15 protein-coding genes are annotated in these 19,413 nt (G+C 41.3%); 3 read left to right on the plus strand and 12 right to left on the minus strand.

The genetic code is table 11. The features are described 5' to 3' along the window. Window positions 1-35 precede the first annotated feature (35 nt). The 8 genes from hypE to AACU25_RS12775 all read right to left on the minus strand — a co-directional run bounded on the left by hypE (window position 36) and on the right by AACU25_RS12775 (window position 8,978). A complete protein-coding gene (gene hypE / locus AACU25_RS12740; protein ID WP_096576119.1) occupies window positions 36-1,139 on the minus strand; it encodes a hydrogenase expression/formation protein HypE in 1,104 nt (367 codons plus the stop codon). 98 nt (window positions 1,140-1,237) lie between these two features. Next, the gene (locus AACU25_RS12745; RefSeq protein ID WP_096576121.1) at window positions 1,238-1,648 is read right to left on the minus strand and encodes a hypothetical protein; all 411 of its coding nucleotides are present in this window, start codon (window positions 1,646-1,648) and stop codon (window positions 1,238-1,240) included. A 66-nt stretch (window positions 1,649-1,714) separates the two neighbouring features. Further along, complete coding sequence (locus tag AACU25_RS12750; protein ID WP_096576123.1) at window positions 1,715-1,930, minus strand: tautomerase family protein; 216 nt, start codon at window positions 1,928-1,930, stop codon at window positions 1,715-1,717. A gap of 130 nt (window positions 1,931-2,060) precedes the next feature. Beyond that, the gene (gene hypD, locus AACU25_RS12755; protein ID WP_096576126.1) at window positions 2,061-3,242 is read right to left on the minus strand and encodes a hydrogenase formation protein HypD; all 1,182 of its coding nucleotides are present in this window, start codon (window positions 3,240-3,242) and stop codon (window positions 2,061-2,063) included. Window positions 3,243-3,299: 57 nt separating this feature from the next. Next, window positions 3,300-3,560 (minus strand): HypC/HybG/HupF family hydrogenase formation chaperone, encoded by a 261-nt coding sequence (locus AACU25_RS12760; RefSeq protein WP_045867429.1) that lies wholly within the window; start codon window positions 3,558-3,560, stop codon window positions 3,300-3,302. Window positions 3,561-3,744: 184 nt separating this feature from the next. Continuing rightward, on the minus strand, window positions 3,745-6,225 hold the full coding sequence (gene hypF, locus AACU25_RS12765) for a carbamoyltransferase HypF (protein ID WP_096576129.1): 2,481 nt from the start codon (window positions 6,223-6,225) through the stop codon (window positions 3,745-3,747). Beyond that, entirely contained in the window at window positions 6,215-7,432 is a 1,218-nt protein-coding gene (locus AACU25_RS12770) for an NHL repeat-containing protein (RefSeq protein WP_321206902.1), read from the minus strand. Before AACU25_RS12770 ends, hypF begins: the two co-directional genes overlap by 11 nt. 562 nt (window positions 7,433-7,994) lie before the next feature. Further along, on the minus strand, window positions 7,995-8,978 hold the full coding sequence (locus tag AACU25_RS12775) for a hypothetical protein (RefSeq protein WP_096576131.1): 984 nt from the start codon (window positions 8,976-8,978) through the stop codon (window positions 7,995-7,997). Between the two features lie 1,190 nt (window positions 8,979-10,168). Here AACU25_RS12775 and AACU25_RS12780 point away from each other — a divergent pair. After that, window positions 10,169-10,741, plus strand: a complete 573-nt coding sequence (locus tag AACU25_RS12780) for a Rid family hydrolase (RefSeq protein ID WP_096576134.1) — start codon at window positions 10,169-10,171, stop codon at window positions 10,739-10,741. Window positions 10,742-11,043: 302 nt separating this feature from the next. Here AACU25_RS12780 and AACU25_RS12785 read toward each other — a convergent pair whose 3' ends face one another. Next, window positions 11,044-11,922 carry a DUF72 domain-containing protein gene (locus tag AACU25_RS12785; protein ID WP_096576137.1) on the minus strand — a complete coding sequence of 293 codons (879 nt, stop codon included), beginning with the start codon at window positions 11,920-11,922 and terminating at the stop codon, window positions 11,044-11,046. A gap of 159 nt (window positions 11,923-12,081) precedes the next feature. Next, entirely contained in the window at window positions 12,082-13,473 is a 1,392-nt protein-coding gene (locus AACU25_RS12790; RefSeq protein ID WP_096576140.1) for an ATP-binding protein, read from the minus strand. 501 nt (window positions 13,474-13,974) lie between these two features. Between AACU25_RS12790 and AACU25_RS12795 the strand changes: the two genes are divergently transcribed. Further along, on the plus strand, window positions 13,975-15,330 hold the full coding sequence (locus AACU25_RS12795; RefSeq protein WP_096576146.1) for a UDP-N-acetylmuramoyl-tripeptide--D-alanyl-D-alanine ligase: 1,356 nt from the start codon (window positions 13,975-13,977) through the stop codon (window positions 15,328-15,330). A gap of 336 nt (window positions 15,331-15,666) precedes the next feature. Here the strand turns inward: AACU25_RS12795 and AACU25_RS12800 are convergent, their stop codons facing one another. Further along, entirely contained in the window at window positions 15,667-16,044 is a 378-nt protein-coding gene (locus AACU25_RS12800) for a hypothetical protein (protein WP_096576148.1), read from the minus strand. A 479-nt stretch (window positions 16,045-16,523) separates the two neighbouring features. Between AACU25_RS12800 and AACU25_RS12805 the strand changes: the two genes are divergently transcribed. After that, entirely contained in the window at window positions 16,524-18,431 is a 1,908-nt protein-coding gene (locus AACU25_RS12805) for a chloride channel protein (protein WP_096576151.1), read from the plus strand. Window positions 18,432-18,697: 266 nt separating this feature from the next. On the opposite strand, the gene AACU25_RS12810 is transcribed toward AACU25_RS12805, so the two are convergent. Continuing rightward, a complete protein-coding gene (locus AACU25_RS12810) occupies window positions 18,698-19,111 on the minus strand; it encodes an AbrB family transcriptional regulator (RefSeq protein ID WP_045867437.1) in 414 nt (137 codons plus the stop codon). Between the last annotated feature and the right edge of the window lie 302 nt (window positions 19,112-19,413).

Below are 19,413 nucleotides of genomic sequence, written 5' to 3' on the forward strand. Positions count from 1 at the left end.
GATTGGCGGATGATGTCAAGCATAGTTAGTAATAATTAACAAATTCTGGGTAATTGGTCGCCTACTAACATATCAACAATTCGTTCGGCATTGAAAATAGTTTTTAATAAAACTACACCTGAAGGGGAGGGGATAGCTTCACCAATAATGGCAGCATCTTTACCAGATGGGTGAGATTTCATGGCTGCTAGAACTGCTTCTGCTTTTTGTTTGGGTACTACTACTACTAACTTTCCTTCGTTAGCAAGATATAAGGGATCTAAACCGAGAAGTTCGCAAACGCCTTTGACTTCTTCCCTAACTGGAATAGATTGTTCGTAGAGGCGGATTCCTACATCTGAACTGAGGGCAAATTCGTTTAAAACTGTGGCTAAACCACCACGAGTTGCATCCCGCATTGCATGAACTTCTGGGCAAACATTGAGGATGGTTTCTACTAAACCATGCAATGGTTGACAGTCGCTTTCAATATTAGTATCTAATGCTAATTCACCACGGGCAATTAAAATTGCTGCGCCATGATTGCCTAATTCGCCATTGATAATGATGGCATCTCCTGGTTGAATTTTATGGGCAGAAATTTCAATTCCGGGAGGAATAATGCCAATACCAGCAGTATTAATAAATAGTTTATCAGCAGCACCGCGATGCACAACTTTGGTGTCACCAGTCACAATTTGAATACCCGCTTGATTAGCGGCTGCTTTCATACTGGTAACTACACAGCGTAAGGTTTCTATTGGTAAGCCTTCTTCTAAAATTACGCTACAGGTGAGATATAAAGGTTTTGCACCACTCACAGCTAAATCATTAATTGTGCCATTAATAGCTAATTCTCCAATATCGCTACCCGGAAAAAATAAGGGATCTACAACATAGGAATCAGTGGTAAAAGCTAATCTGTCTCCCTGTTGCATGAGATTGGCTAAGTTAAAACTAGCTTGGTCTTCTAGTTGGGAGAGAATGGGATTATCAAAACTTTGGACAAAAATATCATCGATTAAATCGCGCATGGCTTTACCTCCACTACCATGTGCGAGGGTAATATGAGTATCTCGCACTTTAGGCTGGCGACGGCGAATTTTTTCGATTTTTTGAAATAGGGGATTTTGTGCTGAGTTGGTTGGTAAAACGTCCATGTTGAATTTTTCTAATTTCTTTTTTTAGCTAAGGCGGTGCGTTGCGCTACGCCACAACACACCCTACTTTTTTAAATTATTGGTAATAGTTTTAATGATTATGTAGCTTGCTTACCTTCTTTTAGCAATAATTGTGACCAAGCAACAAAAGCTAATAAAGGAATTGTCGCAACCGCTTCAAATAAGATTAAAGTATTCATTTTCATGGACAGTTCCCACATTGGGGTAATTATATATTGTCCTAAAGTTAACTGACTCATGATTATATAAAGGTACAAACATAAGTAAGCAGAATTGAAAGACCTCTTAATATATTGGTAATAGCCAGCTAAACCTAAGGGTGTCATGACCAACCAACAAGAATCTGTGATTTGCGGTGTGAACCAAGATGGTTCTGGATATTGCTTGAAGAAAATGATATTGTCGCTGTAATGCAAAATGGAGGCAACAATATTAATGCCTATTAAGCCAAGTAGCCATATTTGGCGTTGTTGATTATCGTTGTTCATGAAAATTCCCCTCTATGCGATCGCTATTAATATAGGGGCATAACGTTAGTAGTTATGCCCCCTATGTTATCTGCCTGTTTCTGCGTGTCTACCGCTATGTTTATCAGCGTGTAATTGACCACCAACAGCCCAATTTTCTCGTTCAAATTCATCAATATGAACGGTGATCCATTCTGGTTTTGTACCCAAAGCAGAAACTAGGGCATCAGTTACGGCTTGTACTAGTTTGCGCTTTTTTTCAATTGAGTGACCTTTGGCAATTTGGACTGTAACAAATGGCATAAGTTTATTTTTCCTCGAGTCGGATTACTTAGGAATTACAACAGTATTCGCCGCAATTAATCACATCTTTTGATACTATTGATAGATACAAAGCAGAAGCCAAAAATCCTCAATTTCTAGCCCTTAACCTCTAACTAACAGTCCCACAAGCGGGGAGAGGTTCTTGAGATATGTTGACTTTGGCCGTTTCTAGGTTGGTTTTCTTGGCAATGGTGGAGAGTCTGCCATATTTATAGTAAGCCGCACAAGCACCTTCGGAAGATACCATGCAAGTACCAATTGGTGTTTCTGGGGTGCAAGCTGTACCGAAAACTTTACATTGCCAAGGTTTCAATACACCTTTGAGGATTTCTCCACATTGACAAGCTTTATGGTCAGCAACTTTCTGGTTAGGAATGCTAAATTTCTGTTCAGCATCGAATTGCGCGTATTCGGGACGAATTTGTAAGCCAGAATAAGGAATGTCACCTAAACCACGCCATTCAAAAGTTTCTCGCGCCATAAACACTTGGTTGATAGCTTTGAGGGCGACTTGATTTCCGGCTGGCTGTACAATGCGGTTATATTGGTTTTCGACTTCGCAACGATTTTCTAATAGCTGTTGCAACAACATCCAAATCGATTGCAGAATGTCTAGGGGTTCAAAGCCGGAGACAACTATGGGTTTATGGTATTGCTGGGCAATAAATTGATAAGGGTCAGTACCAATTACCATACTGACATGACCAGGGCCGACAAAGCCATCGAGTTGCAAATCGGGGTTATCTAGTAATGCTTGCAGGGCGGGGATCACGAGGACGTGATTGCAAAACATACTAAAATTGCTGATATTTTCGGCTGCTGCTTGCAGGATGGTGAAGGCGGTACTGGGGGCTGTGGTTTCAAAGCCTAAGCCGAAAAATACGACTTCTTTGTTGGGGTTTTCTTTGGCAATTTTTAAGCTATCTAGAGGCGAGTACACCATGCGAATATCTGCACCTGTAGCTTTGGCTTGTAGCAAGCTGGTGGTAGAACCGGGGACTCGCATAGCATCGCCAAAGGTGGTGAAGATAACGTGAGAATTTTGAGAGATTGCGATCGCATCATCTAATCTACCTCTAGGCATGACGCATACTGGACAACCAGGGCCATGAATTAATTCGATGGTATCAGGCAAGATGTCTTCTATCCCATACTTAAATATAGAATGGGTATGCCCGCCACAGATTTCCATGATTTTGATCGGTTTATCTAACTGCTGGCTTAATTTGGCAATTTCGCGGTATAAGCCTTCGGCTTTGGCTGGTTCGCGGAATTCATCAACGTATTTCATCTGAAGATTTGAGATTGAAGATTTTTGATTAATTTGAATATGATTTTTGAGCAATAATTATGCACTAACTTCTGCTTGCGCTGCTGCTAGTTCTTGCAATAGTTGTAATGTTTCTGCTGCTTCTGCTTCGTTAATGCGATTCATCGCAAAGCCTACATGAACTAATACCCAATCGCCGATGCAAGCTTCAGGGGGATGTTGTTCATCGACAATGCAAGAAATATTTACTTGTCGCTTCACACCACCAACATTGACAATGGCTAGCTTATGATTAACGTCGGAGATTTCAACAATTTGACCGGGTATTCCCAAACACATTTTTATTTTCCTTTGGCAGTGTTATGCAGTTAATTTGTCAATCAGTTGGGCAGATTATCATTTGTCATTAATCATTTGGATTTATTTAGGTCAAATGACTAATAACGAATTACAATCTTTAGAAGAATAACGACAGAGATAATATAAGAGAACTTTCCGCAAAGTGTCAGTTTATTAAGGATAATTAAGCGCTTAATTGTGCAGATGCAATTACAGCTTGACCTAACGATATACCGCCATCGTTGGCTGGAACTAAGCTGTGAGTTAGGACTTTGATTCCCAATTGTTCTAAATCCCTAGTAACTTGCTCTAATAAAATACAGTTTTGAAATACGCCTCCTGTTAAGACGACCTGATTAATAACATGTTCTTGCGTCAGATATTTAACCATTTGGGTAATTGTTTTGGCTAGACTCTGATGAAATTTTGTCGCTATTATTCCTTGGGATATCTGATTTTGCAAGTCTTTGAGCAAGGCTGACCACATGGGGCTAGGGTCTATACAGTAAATATTATCGAAAAAGCTAAAATTAAACGGATAATTTGGATTTTCTTTAGGATGATTTAAGTTATGCTCATCAATTAAGGCTTCCATTGCGATCGCAGCTTGTCCTTCATAGCTACATTCTTCCCGACAAATCCCAATCGCCGCTGCTACAGCATCAAACAATCTACCCGCTGAAGAAGCCTGAGGCGAATTAATGCCTTTTTCTATTAACTGATTTAGTACCTTGAGGGGCTTTTCTTCCAAAAATTTTAAGATTTCTAAATCGCCATAGTTTTTTGTGAGGTTTTCCCAACTATCGGCGGCTATGAGATGGGCATAAGTGTTACGCCAAGGCTGATATATGGCTTGTGCGCCACCAATCATTGCTATAGGTTTAAATGCTGCTAATCGCTGAAATTTGCGGTAATCTGCTAACAGAAATTCTCCGCCCCAAAGCGTACCATCTTCGCCATAACCCAAGCCATCTAAGGCAATACCTAAAACTGGAGAAGCATCGAGAGGAAGGCCATTTTCTGCCATACAAGCAGCAATATGGGCGTGATGATGCTGGATTGGGTAAATTGGCAGATGGTTAGCTGCTGCTAATTCTTTTCCTAGTTTGCTTGAAAGATATTCTGGGTGTTTATCAATTGCAATTACTTCTGGTTGATGTTCAAATAAATTCAAGTACAAATTTAAGGTATCTTGATAGGCATCAAAAGCCGCAGCATTTTCTAAATCTCCTAAATGTTGCGAGAGAATTGCTTGCCCTTCCCGCAGTAAGCAAAAGGTATTTTTTAACTCACTACCCATTGCTAAAATCTGTGGAATATTATCAAATCCTGGGGGTAAATTAATTGGTGCTGGGGCATAACCTCTAGCGCGACGAATGATTTGCAATTTTTCGCCTACAACCCTCACTACTGAATCATCAACTCGGTTAACAATCTCTCGATTATGTAACAGAAAATAATCGGCTATTTTGCTTAATTTCTCTTTTGCTGCTTCATTATCAATACATTGCGGTTCATCCGATAAATTACCACTTGTTAACACAATGGGACGATTCATCCGCTTGAGAATCAGGTGATGTAACGGCGTATAAGGTAACATAAACCCCAGGCGATTTTGCCCAGGTGCAACTGAAGGCGCAATAGAATTTTGGATTTTAGATTTTGGATTTTGGATTGAAGATTGCTGAGTTAATTTCTCTTCCCCAGTCCCAATTTCCCAGGAGTTATTTAATTTTGAATTTTGAATTTTGAATTTTGAATTGATTTGTCCCCAGTCCCCAGTCCCCAATCCCTTCTTCCGCAACAAAACAATAGGCGCTGCGGGACTCTTTAATAACTCTTGTTCTTGCGGGCTGATGGTGCAATATTGGGCAATAATGTCGATATCCCTAGCCATTAAAGCAAAGGGTTTATGATAGCGGTTTTTACGCTGACGCAATTTTTGGACTGTGGCTTCTTGAGTAGCATCACAAGCTAAATGAATCCCGCTTAAGCCTTTAATGGCGACAATCTCGCCTTTTTGTAATAGGCTACAAACGGCATCAACATCATCTAACATGGAGAACATAGAAGCGGTAACTGATTTACCATCCGCACGTTCTAACCAAGCAGTAGGGCCGCAGATATGGCAAGCTACAGGTTGGGCGTGAAAGCGGCGGTTTTCGATGTCGTGGTATTCCTGTTCGCATTGGGGACACATGGCAAATGCAGACATACTGGTGTTGCATCTGTCATAGGGAATGGCGCGAATAATACTCAATCTGGGGCCGCAATGGGTACAGTTGGTAAAGGGGTAGCGAAAATAGCGGCTAAAGGGGTCAAAAATTTCTTGTTGACATTGGGGACAAATCGCCGCATCAGGGGAGATGGCTGTTTTAACTTTATTAGTAATACTATGTGCGATCGCAAAATCATCAAAATTCAATTCTTCTGTAAGCGGCGTTCTGATGATTTCTGCAATTTTCGCTAAAGGTGGGCATTCTTGCTGTAATTTGGCGATAAATTCTCCTAATGCTGCTTCGCTACCAGATACGCGAATTAACACACCTTGTCCATCATTACAAACATCACCCCGCAAACCGCAAGCTTTAGCAATGCGATAAACAGTAGGGCGAAAACCTACACCCTGAACAGTACCACGAACTCTAATTTCTTCACTCGCCATAATTAAATCGCCACAGCAAAATTCGGTTATTTCCAGAATCAGCTATTACCGCAGTTTGACCACAAATCTTGATACCGTAACACCAATTTAAACTTTCTCTTGTCGGTAATCCAAAATCTCGATTTTCACCTTTATTTTTAAAATTAGCTTGCCCTGCCAAGGCATCTGCCGCCGCACCTTGCAGTGATAGAATTGATTCTGGCTTTTTCCATCCTAGCAAGCGAGAGTTAGCGGTATCTGCAACTACTAACCAATCACCAGCCGCATCCACTCCATAAGGCATACTTAAACTACTGGCACTGGGAAAATAAATTCCCTGATTCATTTCGACATTATTAAAGTCTTTTTGTCCCAATACTACTGCACAAGGAGTATTATTTTCTGTGGGCATTCCTTGCCAAATCATCACACGATTATTACCCGCATCGCTGACAACTAAATTGTCTTCCCAAAAGGTAATATCGTGACACCAGCGCATACTCACAGCAGTGGGAGAAGCACCACAATTTTCATTACGAGATATCATATCTGGTTGCCCCAACACTAAATCGGCTGGTTGACCATTTTCTGTAGGTAATTGCTGCCAAATTAGCAGCCGACGATTGCCAGTATCAGCTACAAATAGCTTGCCTTGATGATATAAAACTCCATAGGGCCAGTGCATCGTATTTGCATCTGGTAACTGACTACCTCGATTGGGTTCATTATCGGTAAAATTAGCTTGTCCTAACACCAAATCTGCTGGAAAATTGCTATCTTCTGGCAAATTTTTCCAAATTAAAACTCGGTGATTCCAAGCATCAGCAACAGCTAATCCAGAACCGCAGCGACAAATCCCTGTGGGGACGCTAACAGTTGCCCTTCCTGGTGTGCCTTTAGCATTTTGTCCTTCATGATAAAAGTCTGGTTGTCCAATTACCCAATCAGCACTTTGATTATCTGTAGTTGGTAAATTTCGCCATCCTAATAATCGATGATGTCCTGTATCAGATACCCACAATGGCCCGGTTTCTGAGATTAAACAAGCACCACGAGGGCCAAACATTGTCATGGGACTCGGTGCTAGAGGCATCACAAATTTTTCTGGTTCTAGAATTGCACCTAAAATCACTTCTGCACCTGCAAGTGACAAAGGTAATTTTGGTGCAATTACTGTGGCTTCTGTCGGTAATGAAGAGTTAGGAGTAATATTAATCGAGTTGTACATTAACCGCAGATGGATGCTGATAGTTGTTGACAAAATGCTAACTTGTAATACCCACCTCTGGAGAGAAGCAAGCTACGTAATTAATAATTCGTAATTCGTAATTCGTAATTAAATTTGTAACAGCGTCAACTGTAACTAAAGATTACTAATTATTCAGGTTGTTTTCAACAATCAATTATCCATTGTCATGTTGTAGCGTAGGCATCTTTCTTGCACGCCCATATTCAGAACGCGCAGGATTGACATCCTACAAGCCAATTTAGGATATTTTTTGATTGGAAATCCCTAATTACGAATCATCTTGTCATTTATATTTTCTCACCAAGAATTTAGCCCTACTGTATCAGCACTAGCAACTTTGCTCTAATGTACCGATTTGCGTTTTTGCGTGAACATTTGGAATTACTCTACCCTTTAGCTTGCTTAAGCGTCAGGGTAGAGAAATGATTAATCAGTGAGAAAGCATTTAGACAAATCCAAACAATAAATTATTCCGCTTAAAGTTGTGGCAGTCAACAGTCAACAATAGCAAGAGAATATTTTTCCTTGGAAGTTTCTAATTCTAAAGTTTCTCCTGTTGCAGTTTCAGTTCTATTTCAAGTTCTTGGAGGGCTTGCGCTACAACTTGTGCTTGTTCCAATTGTTGATGCTGGGTAAATATTTCCCAAGCTTCTTGATAGTAAGCACGTGCTTTTAACAGATTTTGGGGATTACCTTTTTCTGGTTTTTCAAGGTCATCCGGTAGATTAAACATGGCGTTAGCTTTGTTAGAAATTGTGTTAGCGTATTCTAACGGTGTATCATGAGAATTCCGCACTTTTAATGCTTCTTCATAAGCTGCGATCGCTCGTAAATTATTCTCTACAGGATGGGTACTTTGGAGATATTGCAAAGCATTACCTAAATTATTTTGCAACATCGCGTATTCTCGGGGATTTTCAATCAGGTTTATCTGTTTGAGTGCTGATTCAAATGTTTGTACAGCTAAACCTTCACACAATTGCTTTTGTTCCATTCCCGTAGAAATTGACAGGTAAGCAATTGCAATATTATTGTGTAAAATTGCGTATTCTTCTGGGTATTTCTCGGAATTAAATACCCGCAATGCATCTTGATAAGCTTTAATGCTATCGGCGATTTGGGCTAAATTAAAAGGTACGAGAGATTGCAACACTAGCCCTAAATTCATCTGCGCTTCCGCTATTTCTTCTTTAGAAGCTAATTGTTGCAAAATTGGTAGTGCTTCTGTATAAGCTGCTTTTGCTTGTAGTAGTAATTCTGTCCCTTCATCAGGAATTGATTTCAAAGCACCAGCTATACCCACCTTAGCCCTAGCTTTCAGTAGCGGATAATCGTCCCCACACATTTCGCAAGCTCGTTTATACAGATCAACTGTACTCCATAAATCTTGAGGAGTTTTAGGTTTTTTCTGTAAACCATGTGCCAGTTCAATCAACATTTCGATTTTCTCTTGTGTCGTTGCTGACTCCGATGCAATAGCTGCGATCGCGGCCTTAACTGTCGAATCTGTAATGCTTGGGGTCATCTCAACACGATTGCAATGATGGGTGTACACATAGTTGCAAGTATTTTGTCCTAGAGATGGTCAGTGTAGCTGCAATTTATCTCATCGGCTAATTTGCTTCAACTTTAAAGTACTTTACTGCCTCAATTCTCAAAATCACAAGCTTATTTTAATCAAAATATACACAATTTAATTCTTAATTTATATCTTGCAATTATACTGATGCATACGCTACATGATCTTAGTAAATTGATATTAAATGATTATCTGTATTGTTTGATGCAATTGCACACATTGACAGCTAAATAGATTAAATAAATATTATTTATTGATATATCGTGAGATGTTTCCGGATATGGATTAGCTGTGGCGATGCCTTCAATTTCGGTGCATATTATTTTGCGATCGCAGCACATTTTTGGGGTCAATAATACAATACATTAGCAATTTTATTTTTAGCATAATAATTAATATACATATTTTTTAAATTTTTTATTCAACTTGTAAGCCTTTGGAATTATGTTTTAAATCCGTGACCGAACAAGGTAAAAGTTAAAAGTTAAAAGGCAAAATAAATAAACATAAAAATAGTCACAAGCCCCCAATTTCGTTATGGAACAAAATAAAGACATTTATTTCGAGACCCATAGCGGAGGCAGCACCTTGGTGCACTCTTTTAGGGAAGCAAGCTACGCGTAGCGTCTCCGTCAGGAGAGGCAATGCGGTCTTCTCCCTTTGGGAGAGGCTAGCGCCTGCTGTAGGATGCGCGAAGGGCTGTAGGGGGTTTCCCCCATGAGCAATTGCCGAAAGGGTTTGCCGACTTGTGGCGACTGCCGTCGAGAAATAATACGTCCTGTTCCAATCCCCTATCTTGCAAAGTTCAGTTCGCCGCAAGTCGGCGCTCTAACGCCAGTTGACCCGGCAGAGCCGCACGTGTCACTGGCTCAACTTTGCGCTTTATTTATGGGGATTATATTTTTACTTTTTACTTTTTACTTTTTAGTTTTTACTTTTTAATATCCGATTATCCTTTACTATTAACGAGTTTCAATTTATGCTTAATATGTAATATTTTTTCGTAAGTAAGTACGCTTGATTAACGCAACATATAAAGTTTTGAAAAAGAGAAATTAAAGCTTTTTCAATTTATCTTGCTGAATATTGTTATGTTCAATCGTGAACTTACTGAATTACTTATTTAAGGAGCTTTAATGACTCAGCGTATTACCAGTGCTGTTAATTCATTAGTAACCAAATTATCGCGACGCAATGCACTTTTGTGGCTTGGTGGTGCAGGATTAGGCACCACCTTTGTAGCAGGAACACAAACTGCAGTGAATGCTCGTGAAAACCAAGATGTGAAACTGGTAAATCCACCAACTCTATATAATGCACCCCAAAATGGCTATAGTCATATAGCTGTTACACCAGCCAATGCAAAAACTGTTTATATTTCTGGTCAATTTGGTTCAGATTTGCAAGGAAATGTGATTTCTAATGATTATGAGGAGCAGTTGGTACGGGCTTTTCAGAACCTCCGCTTTGCCTTACAAGCGGTGGGTGCCAAACCAGAACATGTAGCTAAAACTACTGTGCTTATAGTTAATCACACTCAAGAGAAATTGATACCGTTAGGACGTGAAATTGCTAATTTGTGGGGGAATAAACCACCAGCAAACACCCTCATCCCTGTTCCTAGGCTTGCACTTGACGGTATGTTATTTGAAATAGATGCTTATGCCGTAATTCCAGAAAAACCAGAGAGAGGAATGTTCCAGTTTTAATACCATTTTGAACAAAGAACGCGACAGATGAGTAGGGGCACGGCACCTGTCATTGGTGTCAACTTAACGTGAAACCCGCTCTTGTGCAAGGTTTCGCCCTCACCCCCAGCCCCTCTCCCACAGGGAGAAGGGAGCAAGAGATTTAGTTCCCCTTCTCCTGCGGGAGAAGGGGTTAGGGGATGAGGGCGCGAGGTATTTGTACAACGCCCGCCCTATATAGCTTTAAGCTTAAGTTGACACAGGTGGGCACCTGTAAGATATTTGATATATCAAAAGATTGTGGATGCTGTGCCCCTACAGCATTACAAATCCCATAAACTTAATTGGTTGGGTGTATGATCGAGGTTGTTCCAAGGTAGGGAAGGAACTGCTACACCATTCTGTTCTAGTAAATTTTGGAAGTGACGGGCTGTGCTAGGCGATCGCTCTTCTATCGGACAATGAACAAAGAAATAAATCTGCACTCCCGCCTGTAACCACTGTTGAATCTGCGTTACCCACTCTTCCATAAACGGCTGATTCACGCTTAAGTTTGGGTGTGAGATAAAGCGAATTAGGGTAAAAGGTGCTGTGACGCTAAATTGTACTGGTAATTTCGGTTTGCGTCGTTCTGAATTTAGCTGAGGGTCATCATCTCCAGTGTAGATGGGGCGCGAGTCTAACAGTACTCTACCAACATTGAGCTTTTCTAACAGTGCCGTCAAATTACTAGCATGAGGTTCCTTAAACCAATCCGGATGGCGAACTTCTAGCGCTAGGGGTGCAACTGTACGCGGCCAAGCTTCTAAAAAAATAGCCAAATCTTCTATTAATATAGGTGCGTAACTGGGCGGTAATTGAGCAAATATCGGGCCTAGACGCTTACCCAAAGGACGCATATTTTCCAGAAATTGTAAAGCCGCAGGGATATATGGTTGCAACAAACCTTGATGGGTAATATCACGCGGTAATTTTAAACAAAATTCAAAACCTGGTGGTGTTTCCGTCGCCCAGCGAGTGACAGTTTCCTGATTAGGGATAGCGTAGAAAGTAGTATTTCCCTCCACAGTAGTGAAGCGGCGACTGTAGAGAGAAAGAAACTCAGCTGTGCGAGTACCTGAAGGATAGAGTTCACCCACCCATCCTTTATATGCCCAAACAGCGCAACCAATGAGAAATTTTACAGGTTTGTCATTTGTCATTTGTCATTTGTCATTGGGTAATTGGTAACGGGTAATTGGTAATTGGTAATAGGTGTTTGTTATTTTTCCCCCTGCTCCCTGCTCCCTGCTCCCCTGCTTTTTCCCAGTCCCCATTACCCCTTATCCCCAGAGGGGGCCCCAAGTTCCCCAATCCCAATCTCAACCAATCGGGAGACAAATAGTAAATTGCGTTTTCCCTGGTTGGGAATCGACTGTAATACTTCCTTGATGGCGGATTTCGACGATGCGGCGTACTACTTCTAAGCCTAAACCGGAACCTTTACCAACGGCCTTAGTTGTGAAAAATGGCTCGAAAATTCGTGATTTAATCTCTTGCGGAATACCCGATCCGGAGTCTGTAATTTGGACTTCGATGCGATCGCTATAGGGAGTTGTCACAATCTCTAATATGCCTTTTTCGTTCATGGCATCAATGGCGTTATCAATCAAATTCGTCCACACTTGATTTAATTCGCTGCCATAAGCCCAAATTTTAGGAATATCAGGACTATATGACCTGCGAATTTCTACGCCATTTTTTATTTTGTATGAGAATAATCGTAAAGTATCTTCTAAACCTTCATGTATATCAACTAATTGTCTTGCACCCTGATCTAAATGGGAATAAGACTTCATTGACTGCACCAGTTCCGCAATCCGTTCTGCACCACGTAAACCACTGGAAATCATAGACATGACTTCAAAAGAAAGGGCTAACCAACGCAAGCCCATAGTACCCATTTTTGTTTGATCGTCTTGCCAGCGTGCAGTTAATTCTTCTAGTGTGGCAATTGCGGTACCCCCTTCAGCTAACGGCCCTGCAAGTTTCCAAGCATCCTCTACACCATAATCTTCTAACCAATCGAGCAATTCATCTTCGCGATCGCTCAATTTCATCGGATCGATCCGCTTGTGGGTAATTGTCTCATACCCCTCATCTCGGGCTTTAATCCATTGTGCGGTATGTTCTGCATCAACTTGGTGCTGTCCATACACCAGATTCATGCGTTGTAGTTCTAGTAATGCTGGGGTGATATCTCGCAAAGCGCGAACCAAAGCTGCGGCTGGATTATTCAGTTCGTGGGCTAATCCTGCTGCTAGAGTACCTAAAGCCGCCATTTTTTCCCGATTGCGGATGAAGGATTCTAATCCACGCGATCGCTTGGCGACTGTTTTAAAAATCACCTGCTCAAAGTTGCGGCACTCGTGCAGTAATGTCAGGAAATCTTCACTTGATAGCTGATACAGATGACAGTCAGTCAGGGCGCGTACTGTCACTGGGTTAGGATCGCCTGTCAAGATGGGAATTTCCCCAAAAAAGCTAGGGGCTTCATGCTGTCCGATGGGCATTTCCATCCCATCACTGCGCCTTGTCAATCCCATCCGCCCAGACAACATAATAAAAAAGCCACGTGCAGGATCGCCTTCGGATACCAATATTTCATCAGTACTCAGATTAAGTATTTGAGAGCGATCGCATATCCAATCCAGACGGTTCCGTGGCAAAGTTTTAAATAGTTCCAGAGTCAGCAGATCTTCTATACAAAGCATAATTCCGCTACCTTTCGCTAATATTCATGGAAAGCGGCGGGAAACTCCGATCCTTAAGTGGAGAGGAATACCTGCCCCGCCGCTTGGGGCATTGGGCATTGGGCATTGGAAACTTCTTCCCCTTGTGGCTGGAGTTTTTCATTAATCAATGCACACAGTCACAGCCTTCCGACAGCATAGTATCATTTTTTCGGATGTGGTAATTGGTGTTTGTCATTTGTCATTTGTCATTTGTCATTTGTCATTTGTCATTTGTCATTTGTCATTTGTCATTTGTCATTTGTCATTTGTCATTTGTCATTTGTCATTCGTCATTCGTCATTTGTCATTCGTCATTTGTCATTTGCTGTTTGTTATTCCCCTTTACCCTTTACCCCAATCGCCAATCCCCAATCGCCAATCCCCAGTCCCCAATCCCCAATCCCCAAAAATATTTGTCACCTTAAGACTTTTTACTACTAAAATTTCAATAATTTATTCTTGGGGACAATTTTCACTTTTATGCCTTGTTCTGCCACTTTAAATCAACTGGTTGAAATTCTTTTAGCCCAGCCTGTCAACTTATCAGCAGCCGCTTTAACACAATTAGGCAGCAGTATCCAAACAGACACTCGGCTGATTAAGCCAGGTGAAGTGTTTGTGGCTTTGCGAGGTGAAAAGTTTGATGGGCACGAGTTTGTTGCTACTGCGATCGCTAAAGGTGCGATCGCGGCTATTGTTGATTTTGATTATGAAAATCCTGGGTTTCCGGCATTACAGGTCAAAAATACTCTAGAAGCCTATCAAAAAATTGCTCGTTGGTGGCGCGATCGCTTTCAAATTCCTGTGATTGGGGTAACTGGTTCTGTGGGTAAAACTACAACCAAGGAACTCATTGCCGCAGTTTTGGCGACAAAGGGAAACGTACACAAGACTTACGGCAATTTTAATAACGAAATTGGTGTACCGAAAACTCTCCTAGAACTTAGCTCAGAACATGATTATGCTGTGATTGAAATGGCTATGCGGGGTCAAGGACAGATTGCCGAATTAACCCACATCGCCAATCCGACAATTGGAGTTATTACCAATGTCGGCACAGCACATATTGAATTACTCGGTTCCGAAGCTGCGATCGCTCAGGCCAAATGTGAATTATTAGCCGAAATGCCCAAGGATAGCGTTGCCATTCTTAATCAAGATAATCCGCTATTAATTTCCACAGCAACCAAAGTTTGGCAAGGCAAAGTCATCACCTACGGCTTATCTGGGGGCGATATTTCCGGGCAAATAATTGATAATGAGACACTGGCAATAGAAGATATCCAGCTACCTCTACCCCTCCCTGGTCGTCACAATGTCACAAATTTCTTGGCAGCTTTAGCCGTAGCTAAGGTAGTAGGAATTGATTGGGCATCTTTACAAGCGGGTGTAAATGTTGATATGCCCACAGGGCGATCGCAACGTTTTGCTTTGCCCAATGACGTGGTAATCTTAGATGAAACTTACAATGCTGCACCAGAAGCTATGTTAGCAGCGCTGCAATTATTAGCAGACACACCCGGAAAACGCAAAATTGCCGTATTAGGTGCAATGAAAGAATTAGGAGAGCGATCACCACAACTGCACCAGCGAGTTGGTGAGACTGTGCAAAAGTTGAAATTAGACGGCTTGTTAGTCTTAGTTGATGGACAAGATGCCGAAGCGATCGCCAAAAGTGCCGAAGGTATTCCCTCAGAATGCTTTACCAGCCATGCAGAATTAGTAGCCAGATTAAAGACATTTGTGCAAGAAGGCGATCGGTTATTATTCAAAGCTGCCCATTCCGTCGGACTGGATCGAGTTGTCAATCAATTACGTGCGGAATTCGCCAGTTAAAACTTGTAGTCATCCCAGCAATGGATAACAGGTAATAAAGACGTGCTAATGGCTAAAGGTGCAAATTAGTCATTAGCTTTTTACTTTTAAAGATGAGCATCGGGCATGGGGCATTGGGCATTGGTAATGAGTAATGAGTAATTTTCCTCATCCCTCAATTCCCAGTCCCTAGTCCCTAGTCCCTAGTCCCTAGTCCCTAGTCCCCAATCCCCAACCTCCTACCAAAATGAAACCGTATACTCCCAAGCTGGGGTAGCATACGGTGTGATTAATGTTATACTTAATTTTCTGTTTACCAGAAGTTTATAATAGTATAATTTATACCAGTAGATAAGCTTACTGAATTTTTTTATCTATTTTCTCTATTTGAGGAAAGTTTTCCGGTTCGCTACTTGTATTCTGCTGAGTAATAGCAAGCATACTTAAGAGAATGATACCTCCCACAGCCATTGCTACTACAGGACGCTTCAGGAAGACGAAATCTCGGATAATTCTCGCCAAAGGGCTGCTTTGGCGGCGTAGTGACGAAGAGATCATCATCTGTTTCAGCGTAAACGGATCGCGGACGTAATGACCGCTTTGGCAAACTACAAGTTTTTCTTGGCAATAGGGACAACTAAACAAGCCAATGCACGTCTTAATTTTTTTCGGTGTGGCATTTCTTTGGCAAATTGGACAAGTAACATAATGATTATCAAAAGTGTGTATATTCATTTAATACTACCGCCTAGTCCATTGACTCGCTCTATAAACAATAGTTATATTGAATTCCCGATCAATACTTAGTAGACTCACGCTTGTGAACTGACATCAGTCATTAATCATACATATAGTGTACTTCTTACTCAGGATGGTTATTATAGTCGCACCACGAGTATAGCTAGATTTAGTAAAAGATGACTTCTCATTACTGTCTAACCTGGCTTAACCACCAAGTCCATATCTAGCGTATTTTTTCCCTGAGAAGGAGTTCTGACTGAATAGCACTGCACCACCGCTAGTTGACCATTAAATAATAATTCTGTCCTATTTAACCATTCTCCTCATCAAAATTTTGCACAGTGAAATTTTTTTAACTAAAAATTTGTAAATGAAGCTGATCGAGCATACTTGTCTGGTTGCTAAATCATGGCTCACAATGAGAAGTAACAGATAAAAATTTAAATTTTTTCTTACATTTACCTGGCTGCTCAATGACTCTCTTGCCTCCTACTGAACTGAGGAAGGTAACGGAAACACCTGCCTTTCCTTCTGTGACTACTCGCTTGGCTCACTTAATTAACCGTTTTCAACCATCCATAGAAACCGTAGTGCTACTTTTAGCAGTACTAATTGGTAGCGGTACGGGTATGGGTGTAGTGACCTTTCACTATTTAATCCAGCTAATTCACGATTTGATGCTGGAAAATTTTATGGGCACTATTGGGGTCTGGGGTGCTTGGACTTTAGCTTGTGTTCCCACAGTTGGCGGCTTAATTGTCGGTTTCATGCGCTGGCGCACTCAAGATTTTGGACCTGGACTTTCATCTTTGATTGCAGCTTCTCAAGGCAAAGAAATTCGCCAGCCACTACGTCCAGTCACCAAAATGTTGGCAGCATCAGTGTCTTTGGGGAGTGGTGCTTCGTTGGGGCCTGAGGGGCCGAGTGTAGAAATTGGTGCCAATTTTGGGATGTTATTATCTCTCATTTTACAAGTATCTCAAGAGCAACAGCGTTTGCTTTTAAGCGCTGGTGCGGCGGCTGGTTTAGCCGCCGGCTTTAATGCTCCGATCGCAGGAGTGTTTTTTGCTTTAGAAGTGGTGATGGGCGCTACATCTTTTGCCACTTCTGCTGTCAGTGTAGTGTTGTTAGCCGCAGTGGTAGCAGCGTTAATTGCTCAAATTGGTTTAGGCGCACAACCTGCTTTTGCTTTACCTGTATATCAAGTCCGCAGTCCTTTTTTAGAGTTGCCAATTTATTTAGGTTTAGGTTTAGGAGCAAGTTTAGTTTCCCTAACTTATACAGAATCAATGCGGTTAGCAAAAGCCTGCTTTGCTGGACGTATTCCCATGTTGGGCTTTATCGGCAAAATTCCTAAGCCCATACATCCAATTATTGGTGGGGTAATTATCGGCGTAGTCGCTATATATTTCCCCCAAATTTTGGGCATTGGTTATGGCACTGTACAGGCCATGCTGCAAGATGTAGAGTTTTCTCTACCTTTACTATTGATACTTTTAGTCATCAAATTGCTGATGACAGCAATTTCCGCTGGTAGTGGTTTTGTCGGTGGTGTATTTGCTCCCGCGATGTTTCTGGGTGCTTCTTTTGGTTCAGCTTATGCCAAAATTGTCGCTGCGATCGCTCCCACAATTGGCACACAGATGGCTGCACCCCCCGCCTATGCAATGGTAGGAATGGCCGCGGTTCTCGCTGCTAGTGTCAGAGCGCCCTTAACATCAATTATTATGCTATTTGAATTAACCCGCGATTACCGGATTGTTTTACCTTTAATGGCGGCGGTGGGTTTAAGTGTTTGGTTGATAGAACGAATCAAGCCAAATTTTAATTCTAATTCTAATCTGCAACAAATCGGTCTTTCGGAATTAAAAGACGAGAAGACAGATATGTTGCAGGAAATTTTAGTAGAAGATGCAATGCTAACTTGTCCGAAAAAGTTGCCGACAAAGTTAGGAGTATTAGAAGCCGCGAAGGAGATGCTGCGCGATCGCTGTTCTAGTGCTTTAGTAATTGATGAACTTGAGCAATTAGTTGGTATTATCTCTCTAGAAGATATTAACCGTAACCTCCGCCTTTGGCAAAATTACCAGAATTTGCCAACTGAAATTCAGAGTAATTTATCTAGTCAAACTCTCTTAGATATTTGTACCACTGAAATTCTTTATGCTTGGAGGGATGAACCATTATCTGAAGCTTTAGACCGCATGGCGCTTCGAGGTTTGCATCAGTTACCAGTGGTAGCAAGAGACAACCATGAGCGCATTTTAGGTCTACTAGAAAGGGAGCAAATTGCCTTAACCTGTAATTTAACAGTCACAGGTAAGGCACTGCACCAATGTTTAGCAATGATGTCTACAACAGATGTAGTTATTAATCATTAATTGACATACTCACCGACCTGAAGGTGCAGTGATTCTTGACGGCTCACAGCAACCAGCTACTGAAGTAGTCTTATGGTCGCTCCCCGTCCGTTTAAGGTCGTGCCGATGCCCTATGCCGACCATTTCTATATTCTGTCAATAGAAGGCTGAAGTGAGAAGTATAAAGTATGAGGTATATTTGTTTAGGCTACCCTACTCTAAGTCGCAGCCAGACAAGTATTCAGCCTTCAGCCTTCTTCCTTGACTCTTGATGTTTAACTATATTATTAAGCAGTAGCTTCTATAGCTTCCAGGTCTTCCCTATCTTCTGGATCTACCTGTCTCAGACGAATGTGCTTTTTACCTAAAGTGATGAGAAACTCATCGCCTGGTTTAAGATTCATTTGTTTTGTGTAGGCGGAACCTATCAGCAAGTTCCCATTTGATTGCACACTAATTCTATAGCTGGCGCTACGTCCACCACGACCATTAGCACTAGGAGAGCTATCTAATTGAATGCCTTCAGCATCAATTAAGGCATTCAAGAACTTCATCATATTGACGCGCTCTATACCATTTTTGGTAACGGTATAGTAGCCGCACTTCTTAGCCTTCTCTTCTTTGCTCTCGTTCTCTAGCTCTTTAACTTTTTTGAGCAGATCTTCACCAACTAGGGGTTCAATTTTTTTCTGTTTAGCCATCAACTTAGGTCGAAAACGAATGTTTGAAGTGTTTGAATCGATTTTATTTTAGCTGACATTGAGCTAGTAGGAACAGAATCCTTTAGTTTTTATTTCAGCCTTGCCAAGTATATTACATTCATAGGCAAAATTGTTACTTGATTTCTAAATATTGCTAAAACAATTTATTTTCTAGAATGGTGTCTATACTGATAACTATATATATAGTTTCTAAATTACTGGTAGACTATAGTTGTTTAAGTTTTCTAAAGTAGCGCAAAAAAAACTTGTCTACTTGTCAATATGGATAATTGGGGTACAGA

The sequence above is a fragment of the Tolypothrix tenuis PCC 7101 genome (genome assembly GCF_963874875.1).
GTDB classification, from domain to species: domain Bacteria; phylum Cyanobacteriota; class Cyanobacteriia; order Cyanobacteriales; family Nostocaceae; genus Aulosira; species Aulosira tenue.